The 20,198-nt window shown below is 68.6% G+C and carries 27 protein-coding genes and 1 pseudogene; 11 read left to right on the plus strand and 17 right to left on the minus strand.

The annotated features are described in order from the left end of the window. Positions 1–193: 193 nt before the first annotated feature. From NO345_RS15040 to NO345_RS15055, 4 genes are read right to left on the minus strand one after another with little or no spacing between them, the layout of a single operon-like run. The gene (locus NO345_RS15040) at positions 194–1,006 is read right to left on the minus strand and encodes a nitrilase-related carbon-nitrogen hydrolase (RefSeq protein ID WP_256300520.1); all 813 of its coding nucleotides are present in this window, start codon (positions 1,004–1,006) and stop codon (positions 194–196) included. Next, positions 1,003–1,437 (minus strand): SRPBCC family protein, encoded by a 435-nt coding sequence (locus NO345_RS15045; protein WP_256300522.1) that lies wholly within the window; start codon positions 1,435–1,437, stop codon positions 1,003–1,005. The genes NO345_RS15040 and NO345_RS15045 overlap by 4 nt, the downstream gene beginning before the upstream one ends. Positions 1,438–1,481: 44 nt before the next feature. Next, positions 1,482–1,706: a DUF7123 family protein gene (locus NO345_RS15050; RefSeq protein WP_256300524.1), complete on the minus strand. Its 225-nt coding sequence runs from the start codon at positions 1,704–1,706 to the stop codon at positions 1,482–1,484. Positions 1,707–1,759: 53 nt separating this feature from the next. After that, on the minus strand, positions 1,760–1,975 hold the full coding sequence (locus NO345_RS15055) for a DUF7525 family protein (protein WP_256300526.1): 216 nt from the start codon (positions 1,973–1,975) through the stop codon (positions 1,760–1,762). Positions 1,976–2,087: 112 nt separating this feature from the next. Between NO345_RS15055 and NO345_RS15060 the strand changes: the two genes are divergently transcribed. Both NO345_RS15060 and NO345_RS15065 read left to right on the plus strand, forming a co-directional pair. Then, on the plus strand, positions 2,088–3,323 hold the full coding sequence (locus NO345_RS15060) for an LEA/WHy family protein (protein ID WP_256300528.1): 1,236 nt from the start codon (positions 2,088–2,090) through the stop codon (positions 3,321–3,323). 114 nt (positions 3,324–3,437) lie between these two features. Next, the gene (locus NO345_RS15065; RefSeq protein WP_368407883.1) at positions 3,438–3,893 is read left to right on the plus strand and encodes a DUF7528 family protein; all 456 of its coding nucleotides are present in this window, start codon (positions 3,438–3,440) and stop codon (positions 3,891–3,893) included. A gap of 72 nt (positions 3,894–3,965) precedes the next feature. Here the strand turns inward: NO345_RS15065 and NO345_RS15070 are convergent, their stop codons facing one another. Both NO345_RS15070 and NO345_RS15075 read right to left on the minus strand, forming a co-directional pair. Beyond that, positions 3,966–4,997 (minus strand): phosphate signaling complex PhoU family protein, encoded by a 1,032-nt coding sequence (locus NO345_RS15070; RefSeq protein ID WP_256300531.1) that lies wholly within the window; start codon positions 4,995–4,997, stop codon positions 3,966–3,968. Between the two features lie 128 nt (positions 4,998–5,125). After that, positions 5,126–6,190 (minus strand): ATP-NAD kinase family protein, encoded by a 1,065-nt coding sequence (locus NO345_RS15075; RefSeq protein WP_256300533.1) that lies wholly within the window; start codon positions 6,188–6,190, stop codon positions 5,126–5,128. Between the two features lie 317 nt (positions 6,191–6,507). On the opposite strand from NO345_RS15075, the gene NO345_RS15080 reads away from it, so the two are divergent. After that, positions 6,508–7,659 (plus strand): site-2 protease family protein, encoded by a 1,152-nt coding sequence (locus tag NO345_RS15080; RefSeq protein WP_256300535.1) that lies wholly within the window; start codon positions 6,508–6,510, stop codon positions 7,657–7,659. Positions 7,660–7,665: 6 nt separating this feature from the next. Here NO345_RS15080 and NO345_RS15085 read toward each other — a convergent pair whose 3' ends face one another. The 6 genes and pseudogenes from NO345_RS15085 to NO345_RS19990 all read right to left on the minus strand — a co-directional run. Then, entirely contained in the window at positions 7,666–8,358 is a 693-nt protein-coding gene (locus tag NO345_RS15085) for a competence/damage-inducible protein A (protein ID WP_256300537.1), read from the minus strand. A 48-nt stretch (positions 8,359–8,406) separates the two neighbouring features. Continuing rightward, positions 8,407–9,222 (minus strand): DUF5803 family protein, encoded by an 816-nt coding sequence (locus tag NO345_RS15090; RefSeq protein WP_256300539.1) that lies wholly within the window; start codon positions 9,220–9,222, stop codon positions 8,407–8,409. Position 9,223: 1 nt separating this feature from the next. Beyond that, complete coding sequence (locus NO345_RS15095; RefSeq protein ID WP_256300541.1) at positions 9,224–9,898, minus strand: DUF2110 family protein; 675 nt, start codon at positions 9,896–9,898, stop codon at positions 9,224–9,226. Continuing rightward, complete coding sequence (locus NO345_RS15100; RefSeq protein ID WP_256300543.1) at positions 9,898–10,422, minus strand: transcription factor; 525 nt, start codon at positions 10,420–10,422, stop codon at positions 9,898–9,900. The genes NO345_RS15095 and NO345_RS15100 overlap by 1 nt, the downstream gene beginning before the upstream one ends. 122 nt (positions 10,423–10,544) lie before the next feature. Then, complete coding sequence (gene nirK, locus NO345_RS15105; RefSeq protein WP_256300545.1) at positions 10,545–11,621, minus strand: copper-containing nitrite reductase; 1,077 nt, start codon at positions 11,619–11,621, stop codon at positions 10,545–10,547. Between the two features lie 120 nt (positions 11,622–11,741). Beyond that, positions 11,742–12,060, minus strand: a pseudogene (locus NO345_RS19990) (nitric-oxide reductase large subunit); the annotation flags it as partial. Positions 12,061–12,641: 581 nt separating this feature from the next. On the opposite strand from NO345_RS19990, the gene NO345_RS15115 reads away from it, so the two are divergent. Continuing rightward, entirely contained in the window at positions 12,642–13,124 is a 483-nt protein-coding gene (locus tag NO345_RS15115; RefSeq protein WP_256300549.1) for a halocyanin domain-containing protein, read from the plus strand. Between the two features lie 24 nt (positions 13,125–13,148). Here the strand turns inward: NO345_RS15115 and NO345_RS15120 are convergent, their stop codons facing one another. Both NO345_RS15120 and NO345_RS15125 read right to left on the minus strand, forming a co-directional pair. Continuing rightward, the gene (locus tag NO345_RS15120; RefSeq protein WP_256300551.1) at positions 13,149–13,550 is read right to left on the minus strand and encodes a DUF7342 family protein; all 402 of its coding nucleotides are present in this window, start codon (positions 13,548–13,550) and stop codon (positions 13,149–13,151) included. A gap of 6 nt (positions 13,551–13,556) precedes the next feature. After that, complete coding sequence (locus tag NO345_RS15125; RefSeq protein WP_256300552.1) at positions 13,557–14,207, minus strand: helix-turn-helix domain-containing protein; 651 nt, start codon at positions 14,205–14,207, stop codon at positions 13,557–13,559. A gap of 114 nt (positions 14,208–14,321) precedes the next feature. On the opposite strand from NO345_RS15125, the gene NO345_RS15130 reads away from it, so the two are divergent. Together NO345_RS15130 and NO345_RS15135 are read left to right on the plus strand one after the other, a co-directional pair. Further along, positions 14,322–14,549, plus strand: coding sequence for a DUF2249 domain-containing protein (locus tag NO345_RS15130; protein ID WP_256300554.1), 228 nt, complete (start codon positions 14,322–14,324; stop codon positions 14,547–14,549). A gap of 104 nt (positions 14,550–14,653) precedes the next feature. Then, entirely contained in the window at positions 14,654–15,073 is a 420-nt protein-coding gene (locus NO345_RS15135) for a CBS domain-containing protein (RefSeq protein WP_256300556.1), read from the plus strand. Between the two features lie 18 nt (positions 15,074–15,091). Here the strand turns inward: NO345_RS15135 and tenA are convergent, their stop codons facing one another. Beyond that, positions 15,092–15,751, minus strand: a complete 660-nt coding sequence (gene tenA / locus NO345_RS15140; protein WP_256300558.1) for a thiaminase II — start codon at positions 15,749–15,751, stop codon at positions 15,092–15,094. A 117-nt stretch (positions 15,752–15,868) separates the two neighbouring features. Between tenA and NO345_RS15145 the strand changes: the two genes are divergently transcribed. Both NO345_RS15145 and NO345_RS15150 read left to right on the plus strand, forming a co-directional pair. Then, positions 15,869–17,185 carry a DUF8130 domain-containing protein gene (locus NO345_RS15145; RefSeq protein WP_256300560.1) on the plus strand — a complete coding sequence of 439 codons (1,317 nt, stop codon included), beginning with the start codon at positions 15,869–15,871 and terminating at the stop codon, positions 17,183–17,185. A gap of 56 nt (positions 17,186–17,241) precedes the next feature. Beyond that, entirely contained in the window at positions 17,242–17,475 is a 234-nt protein-coding gene (locus tag NO345_RS15150; protein ID WP_256300562.1) for a DUF2249 domain-containing protein, read from the plus strand. Between the two features lie 36 nt (positions 17,476–17,511). Here the strand turns inward: NO345_RS15150 and NO345_RS15155 are convergent, their stop codons facing one another. Continuing rightward, positions 17,512–17,769: a DUF2249 domain-containing protein gene (locus NO345_RS15155; protein ID WP_256300564.1), complete on the minus strand. Its 258-nt coding sequence runs from the start codon at positions 17,767–17,769 to the stop codon at positions 17,512–17,514. 113 nt (positions 17,770–17,882) lie between these two features. On the opposite strand from NO345_RS15155, the gene NO345_RS15160 reads away from it, so the two are divergent. Genes NO345_RS15160 through NO345_RS15170 form a run of 3 tightly spaced genes read left to right on the plus strand, consistent with a single transcriptional unit; the run spans position 17,883 to position 19,587 of the window. Further along, positions 17,883–18,215 carry a CGCGG family putative rSAM-modified RiPP protein gene (locus tag NO345_RS15160; protein WP_256300566.1) on the plus strand — a complete coding sequence of 111 codons (333 nt, stop codon included), beginning with the start codon at positions 17,883–17,885 and terminating at the stop codon, positions 18,213–18,215. 2 nt (positions 18,216–18,217) lie between these two features. Next, the gene (locus tag NO345_RS15165) at positions 18,218–19,315 is read left to right on the plus strand and encodes a TIGR04053 family radical SAM/SPASM domain-containing protein (protein WP_256300568.1); all 1,098 of its coding nucleotides are present in this window, start codon (positions 18,218–18,220) and stop codon (positions 19,313–19,315) included. After that, a complete protein-coding gene (locus tag NO345_RS15170) occupies positions 19,312–19,587 on the plus strand; it encodes a hypothetical protein (protein ID WP_256300570.1) in 276 nt (91 codons plus the stop codon). Before NO345_RS15165 ends, NO345_RS15170 begins: the two co-directional genes overlap by 4 nt. A gap of 302 nt (positions 19,588–19,889) precedes the next feature. On the opposite strand, the gene NO345_RS15175 is transcribed toward NO345_RS15170, so the two are convergent. Then, complete coding sequence (locus NO345_RS15175; protein WP_256300572.1) at positions 19,890–20,177, minus strand: cupin domain-containing protein; 288 nt, start codon at positions 20,175–20,177, stop codon at positions 19,890–19,892. Positions 20,178–20,198: the final 21 nt, after the last annotated feature.

The following is a 20,198-nucleotide window of genomic DNA, read 5'->3' on the forward strand; positions in this document are numbered from 1 at the left end:
GACGCCGCCGCCGCTTCGGGCAAGGTAGAGGCGAGAGTTCCGTTCCGCGATAGGCTCCTAGGTAGCCCCGCGGAACGGAAGTGGGCGCGGGCGTAGGTGCGACGGGCGTTTGCCGGAATCGACGTGAAAAGCGTCTCTCCGGCAACCACTGCTTTGGAGCGCGAACGTATAAACTCCGCGACTTTGACAGCGCTCAGAGACGAGCGTCGTCGAGGGCGGGGAACTCCTCGCGGACGCGGTCGACCTCGCCCGGGTCCACCGCTGTCACGACGAGGTCGGGGCGGTCGTCCGTCGTCGCGACGGGCGTGCCCCACGGGTCGTAGACGGTCGAACGGCCGAGCAGGGTGGCGTCGTCGAACGCGCCGCTGCCGTTGATGGTGGCGACGTAGGAGAGGTTCTCGATGGCCCGGGAACGGGGGAGTGTCTGCCAGTGCTCGACGCGGGGGTAGGGCCACGCGCTCGGCACGAGGGTCAGGGTCGCGCCCCGGTCTTTGAGCTCGCGGTAGAGTTCGGGGAACCGCAGGTCGTAGCAGGTCGTGACGGCCACGGTGAAACCGCCGAGCTCCGTGGTCGGGATGCGCTCGCCGGGCACCAGCAGCTCGGTTTCGGCGGAGCCGTAGCCGAACAGGTGGTGCTTGCGGTAGACGAGCTGGCGCTCGCCGTCGGCGTCGAACAGCACCGCGGTGTTCGCCAGCCCGTCCTCGGCGGGCGTCGGGACCGCGCTGGAGGCGGCGGTCTCCGCGAGGTCCTCGACGACGGTGCCGGCGAGCAGCGCGACGTCGTTGTCGGCGGCGACGTCGGCGAGCCGGGTGAGCGTCTCCCCGTCGAGTCCCTCGGCGGCGCGCTGGTAGACGTCGAACGAGAAGTAGCCGACGTTGAACAGCTCCGGCAGCGCGACGAGGTCCGCACCACGGTCGGCGGCGGACTCGACGGCCGCGGCCGCGCGGTCGACGTTGGCGTCGACGGCGGCGGGCTCGACCTCGAGCTGGGCGAGTGCGAGCTTCATGCCGGCAGCTCCAGATACTCGCGCAGTGCGGCTTCGAGGTTGTCCAGTTCGCCGTCCAGATTCCGTTCGAAGAACCGTTCCACGCCGGGGAGCTTGCCGTCCACGATGAACCGGTTCGTGAGGGTACAGCCCTCCTCCGTCTCCCGGATCTCGTGTTCACCGGTGACCCGCATCACCTTCGAACGGCCCTCGAACCGGACGAACTCGGGCTCGCGACGGTCGACGTCGCGGGTCCGGATGGCGACGGTACGCCGGATGAGCGGGATCGGCAGTTCGACGTGCCACGTCGCCTCGGTGCCGTCCTCGTTGCGGAGCTCGAAGCGGTCCACCACGCTGATGGGGCGAGCGCGGAGCTCCGGGTCCGCGATGAACGCCCAGACCCGCTCGGGGGTAACCGGGAACTCGAACGTGCGCTCGACCCGGACTGTCATACGATATCTGGTTCCCTCGTGGCCAAAAACGCAGCGGAATCGGGTTAACTGACCGTTACCTTCCAGGTCGTCGACCGGGAGCGACCCCATTTCTCGATGTCCACGTCCTCGGACTTCTCCGAGAGGTGTGGGAGCCGCGAGCCGACCTGCTTCGAGGAGAGGTCGATGGCGTCGGCGATGTTCTTCGCACGGAAGTACTGTTGCCCCTTCGAGACGCTGTCTCGCAGGTAGGCGAGTATCCGCTGCTCCTCGTCGGAGTAATCGCTCATCGTCTAACTGGAGGTAGGGGCCTCACGCTAATAACGATTTTTGCTCCACCGTGTCAGCGGTCCCACCACTGCAGCGCGAAGACCGAGAGCATCGCGAAGACCATCGCGCCCGCGAACGCCGCGCTGCCGGCCACCTGTGCGCTGGACGTCCCACCGAGATACTGGATGCCGAAGACGGCCATCGCGACGGCGCTCAGGACGGCGGCGATGCCGAAGGCGGTGGAGAAGCCGATCGCCTTGTCGCTCGACCCGGACGTGTGTTGACTCATGGGCGTGACTATCGAGGGGAGGGTCTTAATCCCTGCTGTCGACGGTGCGACCCACCATCCTACGGACGTTGGCTCAAGAGCTTTTACCGGTGGGGCACTTCGGTCAAGCGGAATGACAGAGGGAACGGACGGCGGTGACGGGTCGGCAAGTGCGAAGACGGGCAGTGGTGGTGGGCCCGCGACGGTGAAGCGCCTCCTGTTCGGGAGCAAACTCCGGGTCGGTGCCGTCGTCGTGGTCGGCCTCGTGGGGATGGTCGTCGCGGCGTACCTGCTTGGCCTCCTCGGTGTCCCGTCGGTGACGGGCGTCGAGAACCGTTTCGGCGAGACGAACGAGTCGACGACGGTCATCGAGACCGAGCTCGGGGTACAGAACCCGAACCCGGTCGGGACGGGCTTCCTCGACGTCTCCGCGAACTACGAGGTGAACATGAACGACATCACGATGGCGACCGGCGGGCGGGACGACATCGACGTCCAGCCGGGGCAGTCGACGGTGACGACCCGGAGCTACCTCCAGAACGAGGAGATACCGCGCTGGTGGGCCAGCCACATCCGTCGTGGTGAGCAGACCCAGGTGCGCATCGACGCGACGGTCCGCTCGGGGCTCGTCGGTCGCTCGTTCGCGGTGCCACAGGAGCGGACCATCCGGACCGACCTGCTCTCGTCGTTCAACTCCACCGAGACGCGCGAGGTGAACGCGGACCGGCCGCTGGTGTCCGACCCGGTGCTGTACGTCAACCGGACCGCCGGCCAGTGGGGCGACGTGACCAACGAGTCGACGCCCATCGTGCTCGACTTCTACGTCTACAACCCGAAGTCCTACGCGATCCCCATCTCCCAGATCGAGTACGCGGTGAACATGAACGACATCACCGTCGGCGAGGGGACGAACGACCGCGAGTACATCCTCGAACCCGGCGAGGTGACCCAGGTCAGGACCGTGACGACCATCGACAACACGAACCTCGACGAGTGGTGGGTGAGCCACCTCCAGCGGGATCAGGTCACCGACCTCCGCATCGACTTCAGCGTGACCACCCGGATCGGCGGGACGAGCATCCAGATCCCGATGGACCGGTTCACCTACACCGAGACCATCGAGACGGACATCTTCGGCACGAAGAACGCGACCGACGCGGGCGGTGAGAATGGGACGGATGGGTCCGAGACCGACGACGGGACCACCGGGAGTGGTGACGACACCGCGACGGACGGCGGGACCACGACCGACGACGGCTCCGGTGACGACGGCACGACGAGCGGTGGCGGGACGACCACCGACGGCGGCGGCATCCTCGGTGCCCGCACGGCTGGTGCGGCACCGACAGATGCGGCAAGACTCGCGTGAACGGGTGCGGCGAGTGCTGACGCCGGCAACACGCTTATTATCCCGGCACGCTCACAGTAGCGTACATGAACCGGAGTACCCAGTCTCCTGGTCGAGTTCTCCGACGGTAACGAGATCACCGTCGAATCCACTCCAGAGTCCATCGTCGTTTCTATCGGTGAATCGAACCGCACGCTCACGCGCCGAGAAGCCATGGCGCTGCAGGACCAGATCGGCGACGCGCTGGTCGAACGCCGCGAGTTCTTCCGCACCACGGGCGTCCACCGCGAGGACGGCTCCTACGAGGTGACCCGTCGTGGGGCCGACTCCGCGGGCAACGCGAAGGTGTTCGAGAGCTTCGAGACCGTCCGCCGGCTGTACGACCGCCTGCCCGACGAGTTCGGGGCCGACGCGGTCGGTCGGACCGGTATCACGGGCTCGCGCCGGCACATGCTGGTGCGACACTTCGCGGAGCATCCGGCCTTCGACTGCGAGATCACGAGCCGGAGTCCGCTGACGGTCGCGAAGACCGACTCCGAGTCCGCGGACGCGAACGAGGAGGAGCCGATGCCGGAGGCGACGGCCGACTGAGGCCGACGCCGTCCGGGTTCCAACAGCCTCGACGAGCGGTAGCTCCGGACGGAGAACGAGAGTACTGCGCGCTCAGTTGATCTCGACGTGCTCGGACTCCTCGTTGAGCGCGAGGTTGACCGCGATCTCGGCGTTCCGCATGGCGTACTGGGCGGTCTGCTGGAGGCTGACGAGCACCTCCCGTACCTGCAGGAGGTCCTTGTTGTCCATCTCGGGGAGGTCGTCGAGGATCTCGCGCTCGCGGTCGCTGATCTCGTGGAACAGCCGGCGCACCTCGATGGTCTTGTCGTAGTCGCGCTCGACGGCCGCCTCGACCGCGAGTGCGGTGATCTCGTCGACCTTCTCCGTGAACTCGCGGATGCGGCGCATCACGGGCTGGTCGACGTTGAGGGTGTGATTCTCCGTCTCCATGACGATCTCGGCGATGTCCTCGGCGTTGTCCGCGGTCAGCTCCAGGTTCTTCGCGATGGAGCGGTAGCCGATGAGCGGGAAGCCCTCGTCCAGCCCGACCGCGCGGGCGAGGTTCGGGTTCTGGTAGGCCGTGAAGATGAGCCGCAGCATCAGCACGAAGATCTTGTTCGCCTGGCGCTCGCGGTTGAGCGCGCGCTGGGCCATGTCGGGGTTGCCGTGGGCGAGCGCCTTGATGGCCTCGCCGCGCATCGTCGAGCCCGTGGACTCGAGGCGCTCGAGCAGGTTGTCGAGCGTGAAGTCCTCGGGGTCGACGGAGCAGCGGATGGCGATGCTCTCGGGCGTCTCCTCGATGACGCCGAGACCCATCAGCTGCGTCTCGGCCTGGTAGACCGCGTTGATGTGCTCCGAGGGGAGCGTGCCGCCCTCGTGGACGACGCGGATGACCCGCCGCCCGAGCACGTACTGCGCGACGATGGCGCGCTCGACGGCGTCCGCGTCGAGGTTGTCCGCGTGGATGATGGCCTCGGACTCCTCGGTGCTCGCCGACTCCGGCATCACCGTCAGCGTTCCCTTGCCACCCATCCGCAGCGACACCTCGTCGCCCTTCTCGACGTCCTGCTCCTTCGCCCACTCTGCCGGCAGCGTCATCGCCAGCGTGGACGGTCCGAGCCGCTGGACCTTTCGCGTTTCCATGCCCTCCCGTAGCCATGGGGAGACCTTATATTTGACTCCCTCGGGATTATATCCCGTAGTACCTGATAATACCACCCCTTACGAAACTCCGGGTGTGGCAGGATTAGCCGCCTCTGGGGGCCGACGACTCAGGCGACCTTGAGCAGCCGTCGCTCGTATCGGCCGACCCGGACCTGCTGCCAGCCCCGCAGCGACTCGTTGACGGCCTCGTCGTCGGTGTCGACCCTGAGGACGCCAACGTCGTCGAGCTTGTCCCGGGAAGCGACGACCTCGACCTCGCTGCGTTCGATGACCGCCGGCGAGATCTGATGGTTGCCCCGGCCGAAGATGAACCCCTGCCCGCCGATGGGCGAGACGACGATGACGTTCCGCTCGCCGAGCACGTCCAGTATCTCGTCCTCGGTCGCGTCGTACGCCAGCACCTCGCCGTCGCGCCAGACGTCCACACCCAGCGGCGACGGCTCGAAGCCGAGCTCGCGCTTGATGGCACCGACGGTGCTCCCCGGTGCGAGGATGTACGTCACGTCGGGGTCGACCTCCTCGGCGAACCCCTCCGCCAGCGAGTCGACGGTGCCGCCACCGACCTGCTTCGAGGACTGCACCGCCTCCGCGACCGGCACCGGGACGACCGCGTGGAGCGTCGTCCGTACCTCGCCGCCGCGGTAGGCGTCCTCGTCGATGTCGTTCACCTCCCGGTCCGCGACGCGGTCGAACGTCGCCGCGACGCGCCCCGCGTCCCTGGGCGTCACGCCGAACACAGAGGAGTATATCTTGACGCCGGCGGGCACGCCGAGCATCGGCGTGTCCACGCCGGCCGCCTGGAGCGTCTTCGCCACGTCGACAGCGGTCCCATCGCCGCCGACGAACAGCACGAGGTCGACGTCGGCGTCGAGGAAGGCTTCGACCGCCGCGCGCGTGTCCCCAGCATCGGTCTCGTCGCCGGTCTCGGTGACGACGGTCGGCTCGAACCCGGCCTCGCGGGCCTCCTGCTCGCCCATCGCACCGCCGGCCGTGAACAGCTCGACGGGCTCGCCCGCGGCCCCGCGGAGCGTCGTCAGTGCCTCGACCGCACGCTCGGGTGCGCGCTGCTCCGCGCCGCGCTCGCGTGCCTCGGCGACCTTCCCGTCGGTCCCTTTCAGTCCGACGCGTCCGCCCATCCCGGCGATGGGATTGACGACGACCCCGATTCGCATTTGCCGTCCCTTGGTCGGTCCGGTGGAAAAAGGACGCGTTTCCGGTACCCGAATCGCCCTGCACGACGCCACCCCGACGTTGCAGCACCCGAAAGCCCGGTCCCCGCATTGCCCGACATGTGAACGTTTAAGCTATCGGGGACGCAAGCGCGAGCCATGATGAACTTCGTCCTGCAGAGCGCGCTGCCGTTCCCGGGCACCGGGTGGGTCGTCCTCGTCGCGAGCCTGGCACTGACCGTCGGCTGGCTGCTCCACATCTACCGGTAGACCGCTATCCGTGCGCCCGTTTTAACCCACCAAGGCCCCTAGAGGGGGGTATGCGAAATCTCACCGTCCTCAGAGTCTGGGGCATCCCAATCCGCATCAACATCTCGCTCGTGGTGTTCCTGCCGATACTCGCCTGGCTGCTCGGCAGCGGCACACAGATCGGCCTCTACGCGGGCTGGATAGAGAGTGCGTTCGGCGTCGCGGTCGACACCGAGGCACTCAGTACCGGCTCGACGCCGTGGGTCGTCGGCACCGCAGCCGCGGTCGGGCTGTTCGTCAGCGTGACGCTGCACGAGCTCGGCCACGCCTGGGTCGCGCTCCGGTACGGGCTCGGCATCGAGTCCATCACGCTCTGGATTCTGGGCGGACTGGCCGCGCTCTCGGAGATCCCCCGCGAGTGGAACAAGGAGTTCTGGATCGCCATCGCCGGGCCGATAACGAGCGTGGTCACCGCCGCCGTCGCCGCCGGGCTGTTGCTCGTGACGCCGTCGTCGCTGCCGGTCGTCCAGTTCGTCTTCGGGTGGCTGGCGGTCGCGAACGTCATCCTCGCGGTGTTCAACATGCTGCCCGCCTTCCCGATGGACGGCGGCCGCATCCTCCGGGCGCTGCTCGCACGCAACCGGCCGTACGGGAGCGCGACGCGCATCGCGGCTCGGATCGGGATCGTGTTCGCGATGCTCTTCGCGGTCGTCGGCGCCATCAACTTCGACCCCATCCTGCTGCTGCTCGCGCTGTTCATCTACGGCGCGGCGACCTCCGAGTCCCGGACCGTGCTGCTCGACGAGCTGCTGGAGGGCATCACCGTCGGGGACGTCATGAGCCGGGACGTGCCGACGGTCCCCGCCGACGAGACCGTCGCCGCGTTCACCGACCGGATGTTTCGCGAGCGACGGACGACCTACCCGGTGACCGACGAGGCCGGGACCGTCGTCGGTATCGTCACGCTCGCCGACATGCGCTCCGTCGATCCGGACGACAGGGAGACCACCACGGTCGGCAGTGTCGCAAAGGAGGTACCCCAGTTCGAGGCCAGCGGTGACGCCTTCGAGACGCTGGCGGCGTTGAACAGCACGCGAGCGAAGAACGCGCTGGTGACGCGGGACGGCTCCGTCATCGGCGTGCTCTCCGAGGCCGACTTCGCCCACGCGCTCTCGATGCAGCGCGAGTTCGGCTCCGGGCTACCCGACGACCGGGTTGCCTGACCGGGCCTACGTTCCGGGTTCGTCGACCCGCTCGCGCAGCCAGGTCGCCGCCGCCCGTACCTCGTCCTCGTCGACCCCGGAGAGCTTCACCGACACCGTCTCGCCCGGGTAGCTGCCGACCCGTACGTCGAAGCGCTCGCGCAGCTCGGCGACCCGCTCGACGAGCGCCGATTCGGGTTCGTCGGCGTCGACGACCTCGACGTGGCGTATCGTCCCGCTGAACTCCGGGGCGACCTGCTCGAACATCGCCTCCATCTCCTCGGGAACGCCCGGCAGGACGTAGACGGACTCGACGACACAGCCCGGCGCGACGCCGGCCTCGTTGTGCAGCACCCGCGCTCCAGCCGGGAGGTGCGTAGTGCCGGGTGCGAGGTCGCTCGCCGCGTAGCCTCCCTGCTCGGTGAGCCACGCCTCGGCCTCCGCGCTGGACTCGACCTCCCGGCCGACCGCCGCCGCCACACCCTCCATCGTCAGGTCGTCGTGCGTCGGTCCGAGCCCGCCCGTCACGACGACCGCGTCGTACGCCGCCAGCGACTCGTTGACCACCTGGGCGATGTCGCCCACGTCGTCCGGCACCGTGAGGACGCGCTCGACGTCGACGCCGCGCTCGGTGAGCCGGCGACAGAGCCACGTCGCGTTGGTGTTCGCCGTGTCGCCACTCAGGAGTTCGTCGCCGACGGTCACGACGGCTACGCGCATACCTCGGGCAAGGGTCGGCGTGGACAAAAAACGCGCGCTAGCGGGGAGTCATCCGGAGTCGTCACCGCTGTCGAAGCCCATCTCCTCGCGCAGCTCGGTGAGCTCCCGGATCTGGTACCAGTAGTAGCCCAGCCCGAACACCGCCGCCAGCCCGAGGATGGTTGCGGTGCCGGTGAAGATGTAGTAGTCGCGCTGGAGGTAGTACTTGATCGTCATCCGGCCGGAGACGGGGCTCTCCTCGTCCGTCCACTCGAGGTGGAGCCGGTTGTCGTCGTCGACGTAGCTGTTGTCCGCCGAGGGGACGACCTGCCCGAACAGGAAGAAGGACGTGCGGAAGCCGGCCGGCAGGACGACCTCGTAGGTACCCTCCATGTAGTTCCACATCCGGAAGTGCTTGGGCTCGGCGGGACCGGAGAACGCGAGCGTCCCGTTGACCGTGTCGCCCTCCTCCTCGGTCGGGAGGACGACGTGGGTCCGGTAGTTGGTCTTGTACACCCGGAGCTCGGAGCCGTTCACCGTGGTCCCGTTCGCGTAGCGGAACCGCAGCGCCGAGATGTCGACGGGGTTGTCGTTGCTGATGCCGCGGGTCCACACCTCGAACTCCTCGTCGGTGCGGTTGTCGATGTGGTAGACCGCGTGGTACGCACCGCCGGTGACGTTGACGTACACGTCGGTCGTCTCGTCGGTCTCGACGGGCTCGGGTGTGCCGTTCGTGGTGTCCCAGTTCGGGACCTCCTCCCATTCGTAGGTGGCGTTGCGGTCCAGCCGTGCGTCGGAGATGCCGTCGTCGAAGAACCCGAGACAGCCGGCGCTGGCGACGAGCAGCAGGGCCAGCCCGGCTCCGAGCAGCAGTCGACGGTTCATACTATGGGACGACGCACTTCAGCTCGGCCGGGAGGTACTCCCCGACGCTGGCGAGCAGGCCCGGCGGGTCGGTGCCCTCGCGGCAGACCACGGAGTGCTCGAGCAGGCCGAGGCGTTCGACGGTGACGATGTCCTGAGCGTGACCGGCGCGGTTGATGGTCGCGCGGACCTCGCCGCGGGTCGCGCTGTTGACGTTCAGCCGGCCCGTGCCGCGGGTCCACTCGTACAGCCGGTCGCGCTCCTCGTCGGCCAGCCGGGAGGGCTCGTCGTCGCCGCCGTAGACGAACCGCATCGGGAGGTGCTGGACGATGCCGAAGCGGTCGCGGATCTGTTCCGGACTGCCGGGGCCGAGGCCGAGCTCGTCCGCCGGGATGCGGACGTGCTGGCCGGCGTCGAGGACGAAGCCCTCGTCGTCCCACCGCTGGAGGGTGCCGACGTACGTCTCGCCGGCTTCGAGCTGGGGCAGTATCTCGCCGTACTCCTCGGCGAGGACGTTCCGGGCCGCGACGGCGTCCGGCCCCTCGATTGTCACGGTCGGGAAGTCGTCGTGTCGCACGCCGATGTCGTACTCGACGTCGAGCTCGCCGACCTCGTTGTCGACCAGCGCGCGCAGCGCGTCCAGCGACCGGTTCCGCGCGTCGCCCTCGACGTACACCTTGGTTGCGAGGACGACCATTATGCGCTCGCGTCCACGTTCAGTTCGTCACGGAGGTCCGCGATGCGCTCCTCCATCGCCGTGACCAGCATCTCGTTGTCCATCGACTCCACCGGCGAGCCACACTCGGGGCACTCGAAGCCGAAGTCCATCGCCTCGCCGAACTCGAAGCGGATGGAGCAGACCTCACACAGGTAGAACTCGTGGTTGCGCTCGTACTCGTTGCGGTCCGCGAGCGTATCGAGCAGTCGGTACATCTCCTCCTCCAGGTTCTCCGGGATGTTCTGGTACTGGAACGTCCACAGGTAGGTGAGCCAGCCGGAGTCCTCGTCGCGGAGCCGTCGGTACGAGGCGAGGTCGTTCTCGTAGAGGATGAACAGGGCCCGGCGCACGTCGTTGAGCTCCAGGTCCAGTTCCTCTGCGAGTTCCTCGTCGGTGACCTCGCCGTCCGGCGGGGCGGCCGCGACCGGCATGCCCTTCGGACCGACCAGCTCGTGGAGGTACTTTTGGATGACAGGGTCTTCCAGGAGCTCCTCAAAAGCCATTACCGTAATTCGGGGGTCTCACGCGTTTAAAAGTACCGCTCCGCCCCCGTGCGGGCGTCGGGACGACAGACCGCTGTCGCCCGCCGGGCTGCGGTCGCGGGTGCCGTCGCGACGGTCACCGGTCAGGGGTCCGGGTCGAAGATGTCGGGTTCGGGCGAGCCGTTCACCTGGATGACGCCCATCATGCCCTTCCGGGCGACCCGGGTGAGGGCGTGGTCGACCAGCTTGATCGGCTCGGGGACGGGCGTGTCGATCTCCGCGCAGGCCACCGTGCCCGGCGCGACCGGCGCGGTCTCGACGTAGTTCTCGGGCTCGTTCGCGAGCGCGCCGTCCCGGTAGAAGTCGGTCCAGACGTTGCCGATGGCGTGCCAGGAGCTGGTGAGGTTCGGGCCGCCGTTGGACATGAATATGCGGACGCGGTCGCCCTTGTCCACCTCGACGGGCCCGTAGCCGTTCTCGGTGAAGGCGTACGCCTCGCCGTTGTAGACGACGTAGCTCGGCTCCTCCTTCTTCATCGCCTCGAAGTCGAAGCCGTGGTGACCCTCCTCGCCGGCGGCCTTGTCGGTGTAGATCTCGTGCTGGCCGAAGTAGAACTCGTGGTCGACCTCGGGCAGGCCGTCCTCGGGTTCGACCAGGATGGCCCCGAACATGCCGGCGCTGATGTGCTGGTCGAGGTTCGGCACCGCACAGTGGTAGATGTGGACGCCGGGGTACATCGCCCGGAACTCGATGGTCGCGCTCTCGCCGGGGTTGATGCTCGTCGCCTCGGCCCCGCCGCCCGGCCCGTACACCGCGTGCAGGTCGATGTTGTGCGGCATCGAGTTGCTGTCGGGGCTGGAGAGCGTCAGGTTGACCGTGTCGCCCCGGCGCACCCGGAGCATCGGCCCGGGCACGCGCCCGTCGAAGGTCATGTAGTCGAACGTGACGCCGGGTTCGATCTCGGCGGTCTCCTCGGTGACTTCGAGTTCGACCTCGTGGCGTCGCGGCTCGCTCCAGTCGACCGGATCCGGCAGGTCGCGTGGATCGGCCGCGATGCGGTCGACCGTCGTCTCGGCCGGGCCGTCCTGGCTCCGGGTGGACGCTACCGTGGTCGACTGGGTGCCCTGTGCCTCCTGTCCGCCGATGGTGCAGCCGGCGAGACTCGCTGCGCCACCGAGACCGAGGGCCTGTACGACGCGCCGCCGCGTGGTGTCAAACATTGGTGGTCACCCCACGTGCGTTGCTTGTCACGGACCCCACATCAACCGAGTAGGCGGTTCTCACCCGGGTGAAACCACCGCGAAGGTGTTCGGACGAGGTACTTAAACGGGGCGATGGGGTCAGTCGTCGTCCTCGTCGAGCACCCGGTTCGGGAATGGAGGAGGGTCGGTCCTCGCTGCTGGAGACGTCCCGCAGCGAGAACCGCTTCAGCCGCACGTCGTAGGCGAAGACCCCGGTCCCGAGGATGATGAGCGTGTCACCGGGGAGGCACGCCCAGAACAGCAGCTGGCTGGTCTCGCTGTTGTAGAACTCCAGACTGCGCGCGTAGGCGTTGCTCTCGGTGAACGCGGCGTCGAGCTGCAGGAAGCCGACGGGCAGGACGGAGACGAACACCATCACCGCCAGCCCGACGTTCCACAGCCAGAACGCCCAGCGCAGCCGCTGGCGGGCGGACAACTCCGCCGCCTGCTCCTCGGCCAGGAGCGCGTCGGAGGCCCCGCCGTAGCGTTCCTCGGCGTAGTACTCGCGCATGAACCGCGTCTTCAGCTCCAGCACGTCGGCGGTGGAGTCCTCGCCGTCGTCGAGGATGGTGCCGTGGTTCATCAGTCCGTTCTGCTACATCACCGTCTCGCCCTCACGCACCTGTGCGTCCGTCACGGCCACGTCGCCGTCGGGTCCGGCGACCTCCGTCGGGATGGGCGGGGTGTGCTGGTACGAGTAGCGCGCGCCCCCGGCCCCATCTCGACGAGGCTGAACACGACGGCGAGCAGTTTCGCGAGGGTGCCTCGTCTCACTCGCATACAGGCGGAGCTGGTACCGTCGGCCACTTGTGACGGTACCCCCGGTCCCCGGCCACAGGAGACCGGTCGAACAGGTTCGCCAGCGGAAGGACCGGGAGATGAACCAGTTCGTGAGCGACGAGCAGGCGGCCTTCGCCCGGCGAACGTGTTCGGACGCCTTCTCGGCCGGCTGGAATCTGAGCGACGCCTTTCCCGACGAGTGGGTAAGTCCCGCCTGTAATGGCTCGCGATACGAGACTCGACCGACGGACGTTCGTGAAGACCGCAGCGACCGCGACCGCCCTCACCGGCATCGCTGGCTGTCTCGGCGGCGGGGGTGGCGACAACGACGACGAGAACGGCGACGACGGCGGCGACACCGAGTTCGACGGCTGGTTCGACAACGTCGGCAACTTCGACGGCGTCGCCGACCACACCGGCGAGTCCGAGGTGACGGTGACCGTCGGTGCCCAGGGCAACGGCGGCGCGTTCGCGTTCGACCCGCCGGCCATCCGCGTCGACGCCGGCACCACCGTCGTCTGGGAGTGGACCGGCAGCGGCGGGAGCCACAACGTCGTCGCGGAGGACGGGAGCTTCGAGAGCGACCTCGTCGGGAGCGAGGGCCACACGTTCGACCACACGTTCGACGCCACAGGCACGACGAAGTACGTCTGCACGCCCCACGAGCAACAGGGGATGAGGGGCGCAGTCGTCGTCGAATAGGAGCCCTGGCCTTCGCTTCTCGCGTTACGTCCCGCCGCCGGTCTCCATCCGGAGTTCGGTCCAGAGGTCCTCGAGGCGCTCGTCCGCAGTCTCGGCCCGCTCCTCCACGACAGCCGCGAGCGAGCCGCCCTCGTCCGTCTCGACCCGGACCGACTCGAACGCCCGTCGGTACCGCGTCGTCGGCTGGCCGCGCCGGAGCGCGTCCGTGCGCTCGGTCACCAGCCCGGCGTCGACCAGCCGGTCGAGCTTCCGGTAGGTCGTCGAGAGCGGGACATCGGCCTCCTCGGCGACCTCGCCTGCGGTCGCGGGTTCGTCGAGGAACTCGACGATGGCCCGGCAGTCGTCGTCGGCGAGCGCGCCGACGACCGCGCGAGGGTCGGGCTGTCCGTGGCTGTCGCTATCGACGGCGAGGCTGTCACTGCTCATGGTCGGTCAGTGCTCGACCAGCACGTCCTCGTCGACGTTCTCGACGAACCGTTTCACGACGGCCTCCTCCGCGCGGTGCAGCGTCTCGGAGGCCGTCGACTTCGCCATCCCCAGCTCGTCTGCGAGCTCGGTGAGCGAGCAGTCACGGGGTGTGTCGTAGTAGCCGTGGTCGACGGCCGCCAGCAGCAGGCGGAGCTGGCTGTCGGTGAGCAGTCGCTCGGGTTCGACGCGCTGGCTCACCTGTTCGACGGTGTAGGGGATGCCGAACGTGTCGAGCTGTTCGGCGAGCGCCGAGAGTCGGTGCTGGGGTGCGGTGATCTCCCACTCCGCCTTCCCGTTCTCCAGCGTGAACGGCATCTCGAGCGGCACACCGGAGCCCTGCACCGGGAGCAGGAGGAACGGTGTCGTGGTCTCGAACTGGACCAGCGCCTTGCCGTCGTCGGCCTGCAGGACCTCGAGTTCGGTGACCGTGTCGTCCGCGTCGATGGCCGTGATGACCGGTGGGAGGTCCGCCGCGATGACCTCCGCCAGTCCGACGCCGGCGTCGTCGTCGGTGAGCGCGGCGAGGATCCGGAGGCGCGCCTCGGGGTGTTCCCGCGAGATGTCGCCGATCCAGACCCCCTCGGGTACGGTGAGGGTGAGTTCTGCGCGTGGCATTGTTCCTGTCTCACCGTAGTGGGACCGCACCCCAATCAGTGTTCCCGAACATGTTCGGACCGTGCCGAACACCTTCGGGAGAATGCCCACCCGTCACGCATCCCAACTGCCGGTATGCACACCGACGAGCCCACGCGGGTGCTCGACGTACGGGACGTAGACGGCGAGCCGTTCGGCCACATCGACGACGCGCTCGCCGAACTGTCTGACAGCGAGCGACTGCTGCTCGTGAACGCCTTCGAGCCGGTCCCGCTGTACGACGTCCTCGAACGGCGCGGCTTCGATTACGGGACCGAACAGGTCGCGCCCGACGAGTGGCACGTCACCATCGAGGCGGTCTGACGGTCCGCCGTCGACCGAGCGCCCCGGCGACGTTCCTCCGAACCGAGAACCATAACAATTGTTTATGTGGTACTCCGCGTAGTTCGGACTGGAGGGGAGCACCAATGCCAATCGAAGACCTAGCCAGAAGCGACGTCGTGACCGCACCGCCAGACACATCGATCGAAAGCCTCGCTGCGACCATGGACGAAGAATCGGTCGGGAGCGTCGTCGTCACGCGCGACGATGTGCCCGCCGGCATCGTCACCGACCGCGACCTGACCGTCCGGGTCCTCGCAGCGGCGCGTGACCCGACCGACCTGACCGCGAGGGACGTGATGACCGAGGACCTCTGTACGGTCCAGCGCGGGGACGGGTTCTACGAGGCGGCCACCACGATGGCCGAAAACGGGGTCCGTCGCCTCCCGGTCTGTGAAGGGGAGTCCCTCGAAGGGATCATCACCGCCGACGACCTGACCGAGCTCCTCGCCGACGAGCAACAGCACCTCGCCGACCTCGTCCGCGCCCAGCGCCCGGAGTACTGACCGCCGACCCCCTGGTCCTCAGACCGCCCAGTCCTCCCGCGTGTACGCCATCTCCCAGAACGAGTGTTCGAGCCGGGCGCTCGTGAGGAACGCCTCGCGCATGGCGTCGTGCTCGCCGGGGTAGCGCTCGCCACAGCGGTCGACGAACTCGCGCAGCCAGCCGACGGCCTCCACGAACTCGTCGCTCGTGTACTTCTCGACGAACGGGGTGTACCGGTGCTCGTCGTCCATCCGGTCGGCCATGTGCCGGGCGACGTCGAGGTAGCCCTGCCCGCAGGGGTAGATGGCCGCGGCGATCTCGGCGACGGAGCCCTCGTGTGCCGTCCGGACGAGGTAGTTCGTGTACGCGACGCAGGTCGGGGTCTTCCGGACGGATTCGAGGTCCCCCGGCGTGAGGTCGTACTGGGCCGCGAACTCGCGGTGGAGGTCCATCTCGTAGTCGAGCACGGTGTGGGCGACGCCGAGGAGGTGGGCCATCGTCGCCTCGTCGCGTGTCTTCGTCCCCGCGATGGCGAACGTCCGCGCGTAGTCCAGCAGGTAGCGGTAGTCCTGCTCGACCCAGTGCCGGAACGCGGCCTCGTCGAGCGTGCCGTCCGCGAGTTCGGTCACGAACGGGTGCTCGTACTGTGCCTTCCAGATGTGATCGCCCGCCGCGAGGAGTTCGTCGCTGAAGGCCATGCGTCCGTCATCGGCGCGGGGGCGTGTATAACTTACGAATACAACTAGATTGTACACGGTGCAACGGACGTTTGAGCTTGGACCGGGCTTTTGCGCTGGCGTCTCGAACCTCCTGGCATGCAGCGACGAGACGCCCTGAAGCTCCTCCCGACGGCCGCACTCGGCGGGCTCCTGGCCGGCTGTACCGACTCCCTCTCCGCAGAGGACCCGGCCGGAACCGATACCCCATCCACGGGCGACCCGACGACCACGAGGGCCACGACTGACGGCGGTGACGGCTCGCCGTCGGTCACCGACCTCGCCGTCGAGTCGACGAACCAGGGGCAGTACGTCCTCCGGTTGAACGACCTGGGGCGAGGCCCGGCGGCCGAACCCGCGGCGGTCTCCGAGCTCGACGACCCCGAGCGAACCGTCGTCGAGGCGGCCCTCGACGGTGGGTACGAGACCGACGAGACGCCACTGTGGCTCCAGCGCCTCGTCGCCCGGACACGGCACGTGGTCGACGGCGAGCAGTACTACCGGCTCGAGCACACCCTCCCCGTCTCCGAGATCACCGGCGAGCGCGTCGACGAGAGCGAGGTCGACAGCGTCGCCTCGCAGGAGGCCTACCGGGAGGCGGTGACACACGATGGGGTCGTCTTCTCCGGCCTCGTCCGCATCGCCCTCGAGGACGGCTTCAGGACGCCGTACGTCTGGCCGTCGCTCGACGAGTTCCTCACGGCGTACGACGCGGTGGAGTACCGCGGCGAGGGCGTCGTCCGCCTGACCCGGTCCACCGAGGACGCGGCACCACCCTTCACCGTCACCGCCACCGCGGTCGAACCGACCGACCTCGTCGAGGAGCCCGTCTGGGACGCCCGGGACGCCCCTGCCGACGTCCGTTCGACCCTCTCCGAGGCTGCGACGACCTCGGGGACGTTCGCCCTCGACGACCCGCCCGCGGGCCTGCTCGACGGGCTCGACGCCCACGACTACCTCTACCTCGACGGCCGGTTCTACACGACCTACGTGGAGAACCGGGAGCCGTTGCCGGTCTCGGTGTCGGCGACGGTCGTCACCGACCTGGACGTTCCGGCGTTCGAGCTCCGGCTGCGGAACGACGCCGACGGTACCGTCTCGGTGACGAGCGGCGCACCGGCTCCCTTCGGCGTCCTCTCCCTCCGTTCCGAGGACGACGAGTCGTTCCGCTCGCTCCTCTGGCGCGACGCCTACGAGGAGAGCAGCCACGTCCACACCGACGGGCGGACCGTGACCGCCGTCAACGACATCGGCGTCGGCACGGAGATCCCCGCTGGCGAGTCGATGGGTGCGACGTTCGAGCTCGCGCCCGACGTGCCGGCGGGGGAGTACGTCGTCGACGATGGCGTCGGCGTCAGGCTCCCCGACGGCGGTGGCGGGACCTTCAGCTACCTCGTCCGCGTCACCGTCTCGTAGCCGGGCGAACGTGTTCGGGCCAACGCCCACGCGTCAGCCCGCGCTACCCCCACCCGATGTCCGAGAACCAGATCGACGTCCGCGAACTGCCCCCACAGCAGCGCCACCCGACGATACACGATGCCTTCGACGAACTCGACGCCGGCGAGGCGCTGACCCTCGTCAACGACCACGACCCGAAGCCGCTGTTCTACGAGTTCCAGGCCGAGGTCGACGACTTCGACGCCGACGGCTACACCGTCGACCGCGTCGCCGACGACGAGTTCGTCGCGACGTTGCCGAAGAAGTAGCGTCGCTCCCCTGACCACTCGTCCACCGCCTGCTCGTTACTCCTTCCAGACTGCGGTGACGACACCGTCGTCCGTCTCCGCGGTATCGTACTGGAATCCGCGGTCCGCCAACCGGGGGTAGAGGTGCTTCGGGGCGCGGTCGTTCACCTGTACGAGCACCGTACCGTTCGCATCGGCGGTCCACTCGAGGGTCCGCTGGAGCGGCTCCGGCGGTGGCAGTTCGCGCGCGTCGAGCAGTTCACACGGTCTGTCCGTCGGTGCAGCCGTCGCCTCGCGGAGTACCTCGGCGTCCATACCTGCCCCGAGGGCCGCCACTCACTGGGTGGTGTCCCCGAACACGTTCGCTACCGAGCGTGACGGACATGTTCGGCAGCCCTGTTTCGGTCGTTCCGTCCCGAGTGTCGGGTATGACGAGCGTCTCGCACGACGACACGGAATCGGTCACCGCGGAACCACACGACGGCTCCTGGTCGGTGAACCTGGAGAAACCGGAGTACGCCGACAGCCCGGAGCTGGTCGTCGACGATGCACTGACGGCCATCTCCGAGACCCGGCCGGGGTTCCACGTGAACCTCGTCACCCACGGCGACTGCGGCCACCCGGAGGCGTACCTGTTCGACGCGCTCGTCGAGGCGGTGGGCGACGCCGCCCGCTGGGAGTACGTCGAGCAGTGCGGCTGCGGCGGCCACGTCACCCGGGTCCACCTCGAGGACGACTGGACGCTCCCCGACGACACCTGACCATGCAGGTGCACACGGAGGAACGCCCGTTCGTGCTGGTCTGGGAGCTGACCCAGGCCTGCGAGCTGGCCTGCGAGCACTGCCGCGCCGACGCACAGCCACGCCGGCACCCGGACGAGCTGACGACCGCCGAGGGAAAGCGCCTGCTCGACGAGGCCCGCGAGTTCGCCGAGGGACAGATCGTGGTGCTCTCCGGCGGCGACCCGCTCGCCCGCGACGACGCGGTCGAACTCGTCGACTACGGGACGGAGCGGGGACTCCGGATGACGATGACCCCGAGCGGGACCAGTTCGCTCACCCGCGACCGGCTCGACGAGCTCGCCGACGCGGGCCTGCGCCGGCTCGCCCTGAGCATCGACGGCGGCTCGCCAGCACCCCACGACGCCTTCCGCGGCGAGTCCGGTAGCTTCGAGTCGACGGTCCGCGCGGCCCACCAGGCCCACGAGGCGGGGCTCCCGCTCCAGGTGAACACGACCGTCTGTGCCGACACCGTCGACGAACTCCCCGCCATCCGCGAGCTCGTCGCCGACCTCGGGGCCGTCCTCTGGTCGGTGTTCTTCCTCGTGCCGGTGGGTCGCGGCCGGCTCCTCGACCCGATGTCACCCGAACGGGCCGACCGCGTGATGGGCTGGCTCCACGACGTTCGCGAGACGTCCGACTTCGGCGTCAAGACGACCGAGGCCCCTCAGTACCGACGTGTCGGACTCCAGCGACGGCAGGGCGACGGGATCGACGATGGAACCACGGCGCGCGGACCACCGGCCGGCATCGGTCGTCGGACCGGCATCACCGCCGGCGACGGGTTCGCGTTCGTCAGCCACGTCGGCGAGGTGTACCCCTCCGGGTTCCTGCCCGAGTCGGCGGGCGACGTCCGCGACGAGAGCCTGGTCGACATCTACCGGGACGCGCCGCTGTTCGGACGGCTCCGCGACGCCGACGCGCTCCGCGGGAAGTGCGGGGCGTGCGAGTTCCGGCACGTCTGCGGCGGCAGCCGCTCCCGGGCGTACGCCCACACGGGGGACCCGCTGGAGAGCGACCCGCTCTGCCCGTACGTGCCCGACGGGTACGACGGTCCGCTCCCCGAGCCGCGACGGGCATGACTTCGACCCAGCCAACGATGGACGACGACCTCCCGACGAGCGCCGAACGACGCGCCAGACGCACACAGCGCGAGGCCGTCGAGCGTGCGTGCTCGCAGCTCGCCGCCAGCGGTGAGCTGACAGCGGAGCGTCAGCAGGCGGTGGCGACACTGGCCGCTCGGCTCCGACGGCGACTGGTCGACGACCCGCTCGCGGTCGCACGTGAGTCGGATGCTCACACGGACGCCGGGGAGATAGACCCGACGACGGTCGTGGCACTGTTCTCCGAGTGAGTCCGAGCGTCGCAGGGGGAGTCGCTCGAAGAACCGACAGACTGCGAGCTCGGGCTCCATCAGGGAGTTCGATGGCCGTCCCGTGGGTTCCAGCGGCTGCGGAACGCGGACGAACACGTCCGGAGACAGTTCGGCTGGTCGGTCGTCCGACGTTCCCCTCTGAGGCGAACAGGCACCACTCCCTCCGCCGACGGCGACGTGGCGCGCACCCGCTGCCCGCCGTCGGGTCCCTCTCAGGTCACGCCGGTGCTGGTCCCGGCATCGTACAAGAACCGTGGGACAGCCGTCAGCGACGGTCGCGGTCAGACGAACGTGACGAGGACCGTGCTCTCCTCGCGTGCGTGCGGGGCGATGTCCACGTCACCGTCGAACCGGGCGAGGTCGCCGGGGTCGAGTTCGAGCACGCCGTCGCCGAGGGTCAGGTTGACCCGGCCGTCGAGGACGTGGAACAGCACGGTCTCGCCGGGATGCCGGTGGGCGGGGAGTCGCTGGTCGGCGTCGAGTGCGAGCCGGACGACTCTGGGGTCGGACTCGAAGACGGTCGCGTGCGGTGCGTCGGTCAGGTCGGGGACGGAGACGACGTCGGGCATGTGTGTCTGTGTACTCGCCCC

Origin of the sequence: Haloarchaeobius salinus, assembly GCF_024464185.1 — an archaeon.
Classification (GTDB): domain Archaea; phylum Halobacteriota; class Halobacteria; order Halobacteriales; family Natrialbaceae; genus Haloarchaeobius; species Haloarchaeobius salinus.

What these genes read in the sequence shown, in the direction of transcription:
- NO345_RS15040 (WP_256300520.1), bottom strand. Translation starts at nt 1,006, where the DNA reads ATGAAGCTCGCACTCGCCCAGCTCGAGGTCGAGCCCGCCGCCGTCGAC.
- NO345_RS15045 (WP_256300522.1), bottom strand. Translation starts at nt 1,437, where the DNA reads ATGACAGTCCGGGTCGAGCGCACGTTCGAGTTCCCGGTTACCCCCGAG.
- NO345_RS15050 (WP_256300524.1), bottom strand. Translation starts at nt 1,706, where the DNA reads ATGAGCGATTACTCCGACGAGGAGCAGCGGATACTCGCCTACCTGCGA.
- NO345_RS15055 (WP_256300526.1), bottom strand. Translation starts at nt 1,975, where the DNA reads ATGAGTCAACACACGTCCGGGTCGAGCGACAAGGCGATCGGCTTCTCC.
- NO345_RS15060 (WP_256300528.1), top strand. Translation starts at nt 2,088, where the DNA reads ATGACAGAGGGAACGGACGGCGGTGACGGGTCGGCAAGTGCGAAGACG.
- NO345_RS15070 (WP_256300531.1), bottom strand. Translation starts at nt 4,997, where the DNA reads ATGGAAACGCGAAAGGTCCAGCGGCTCGGACCGTCCACGCTGGCGATG.
- NO345_RS15075 (WP_256300533.1), bottom strand. Translation starts at nt 6,190, where the DNA reads ATGCGAATCGGGGTCGTCGTCAATCCCATCGCCGGGATGGGCGGACGC.
- NO345_RS15080 (WP_256300535.1), top strand. Translation starts at nt 6,508, where the DNA reads ATGCGAAATCTCACCGTCCTCAGAGTCTGGGGCATCCCAATCCGCATC.
- NO345_RS15085 (WP_256300537.1), bottom strand. Translation starts at nt 8,358, where the DNA reads ATGCGCGTAGCCGTCGTGACCGTCGGCGACGAACTCCTGAGTGGCGAC.
- NO345_RS15090 (WP_256300539.1), bottom strand. Translation starts at nt 9,222, where the DNA reads ATGAACCGTCGACTGCTGCTCGGAGCCGGGCTGGCCCTGCTGCTCGTC.
- NO345_RS15095 (WP_256300541.1), bottom strand. Translation starts at nt 9,898, where the DNA reads ATGGTCGTCCTCGCAACCAAGGTGTACGTCGAGGGCGACGCGCGGAAC.
- NO345_RS15100 (WP_256300543.1), bottom strand. Translation starts at nt 10,422, where the DNA reads ATGGCTTTTGAGGAGCTCCTGGAAGACCCTGTCATCCAAAAGTACCTC.
- nirK (WP_256300545.1), bottom strand. Translation starts at nt 11,621, where the DNA reads ATGTTTGACACCACGCGGCGGCGCGTCGTACAGGCCCTCGGTCTCGGT.
- NO345_RS15115 (WP_256300549.1), top strand. Translation starts at nt 12,642, where the DNA reads ATGGCTCGCGATACGAGACTCGACCGACGGACGTTCGTGAAGACCGCA.
- NO345_RS15120 (WP_256300551.1), bottom strand. Translation starts at nt 13,550, where the DNA reads ATGAGCAGTGACAGCCTCGCCGTCGATAGCGACAGCCACGGACAGCCC.
- NO345_RS15125 (WP_256300552.1), bottom strand. Translation starts at nt 14,207, where the DNA reads ATGCCACGCGCAGAACTCACCCTCACCGTACCCGAGGGGGTCTGGATC.
- NO345_RS15130 (WP_256300554.1), top strand. Translation starts at nt 14,322, where the DNA reads ATGCACACCGACGAGCCCACGCGGGTGCTCGACGTACGGGACGTAGAC.
- NO345_RS15135 (WP_256300556.1), top strand. Translation starts at nt 14,654, where the DNA reads ATGCCAATCGAAGACCTAGCCAGAAGCGACGTCGTGACCGCACCGCCA.
- tenA (WP_256300558.1), bottom strand. Translation starts at nt 15,751, where the DNA reads ATGGCCTTCAGCGACGAACTCCTCGCGGCGGGCGATCACATCTGGAAG.
- NO345_RS15145 (WP_256300560.1), top strand. Translation starts at nt 15,869, where the DNA reads ATGCAGCGACGAGACGCCCTGAAGCTCCTCCCGACGGCCGCACTCGGC.
- NO345_RS15150 (WP_256300562.1), top strand. Translation starts at nt 17,242, where the DNA reads ATGTCCGAGAACCAGATCGACGTCCGCGAACTGCCCCCACAGCAGCGC.
- NO345_RS15155 (WP_256300564.1), bottom strand. Translation starts at nt 17,769, where the DNA reads ATGGACGCCGAGGTACTCCGCGAGGCGACGGCTGCACCGACGGACAGA.
- NO345_RS15160 (WP_256300566.1), top strand. Translation starts at nt 17,883, where the DNA reads ATGACGAGCGTCTCGCACGACGACACGGAATCGGTCACCGCGGAACCA.
- NO345_RS15165 (WP_256300568.1), top strand. Translation starts at nt 18,218, where the DNA reads ATGCAGGTGCACACGGAGGAACGCCCGTTCGTGCTGGTCTGGGAGCTG.
- NO345_RS15170 (WP_256300570.1), top strand. Translation starts at nt 19,312, where the DNA reads ATGACTTCGACCCAGCCAACGATGGACGACGACCTCCCGACGAGCGCC.
- NO345_RS15175 (WP_256300572.1), bottom strand. Translation starts at nt 20,177, where the DNA reads ATGCCCGACGTCGTCTCCGTCCCCGACCTGACCGACGCACCGCACGCG.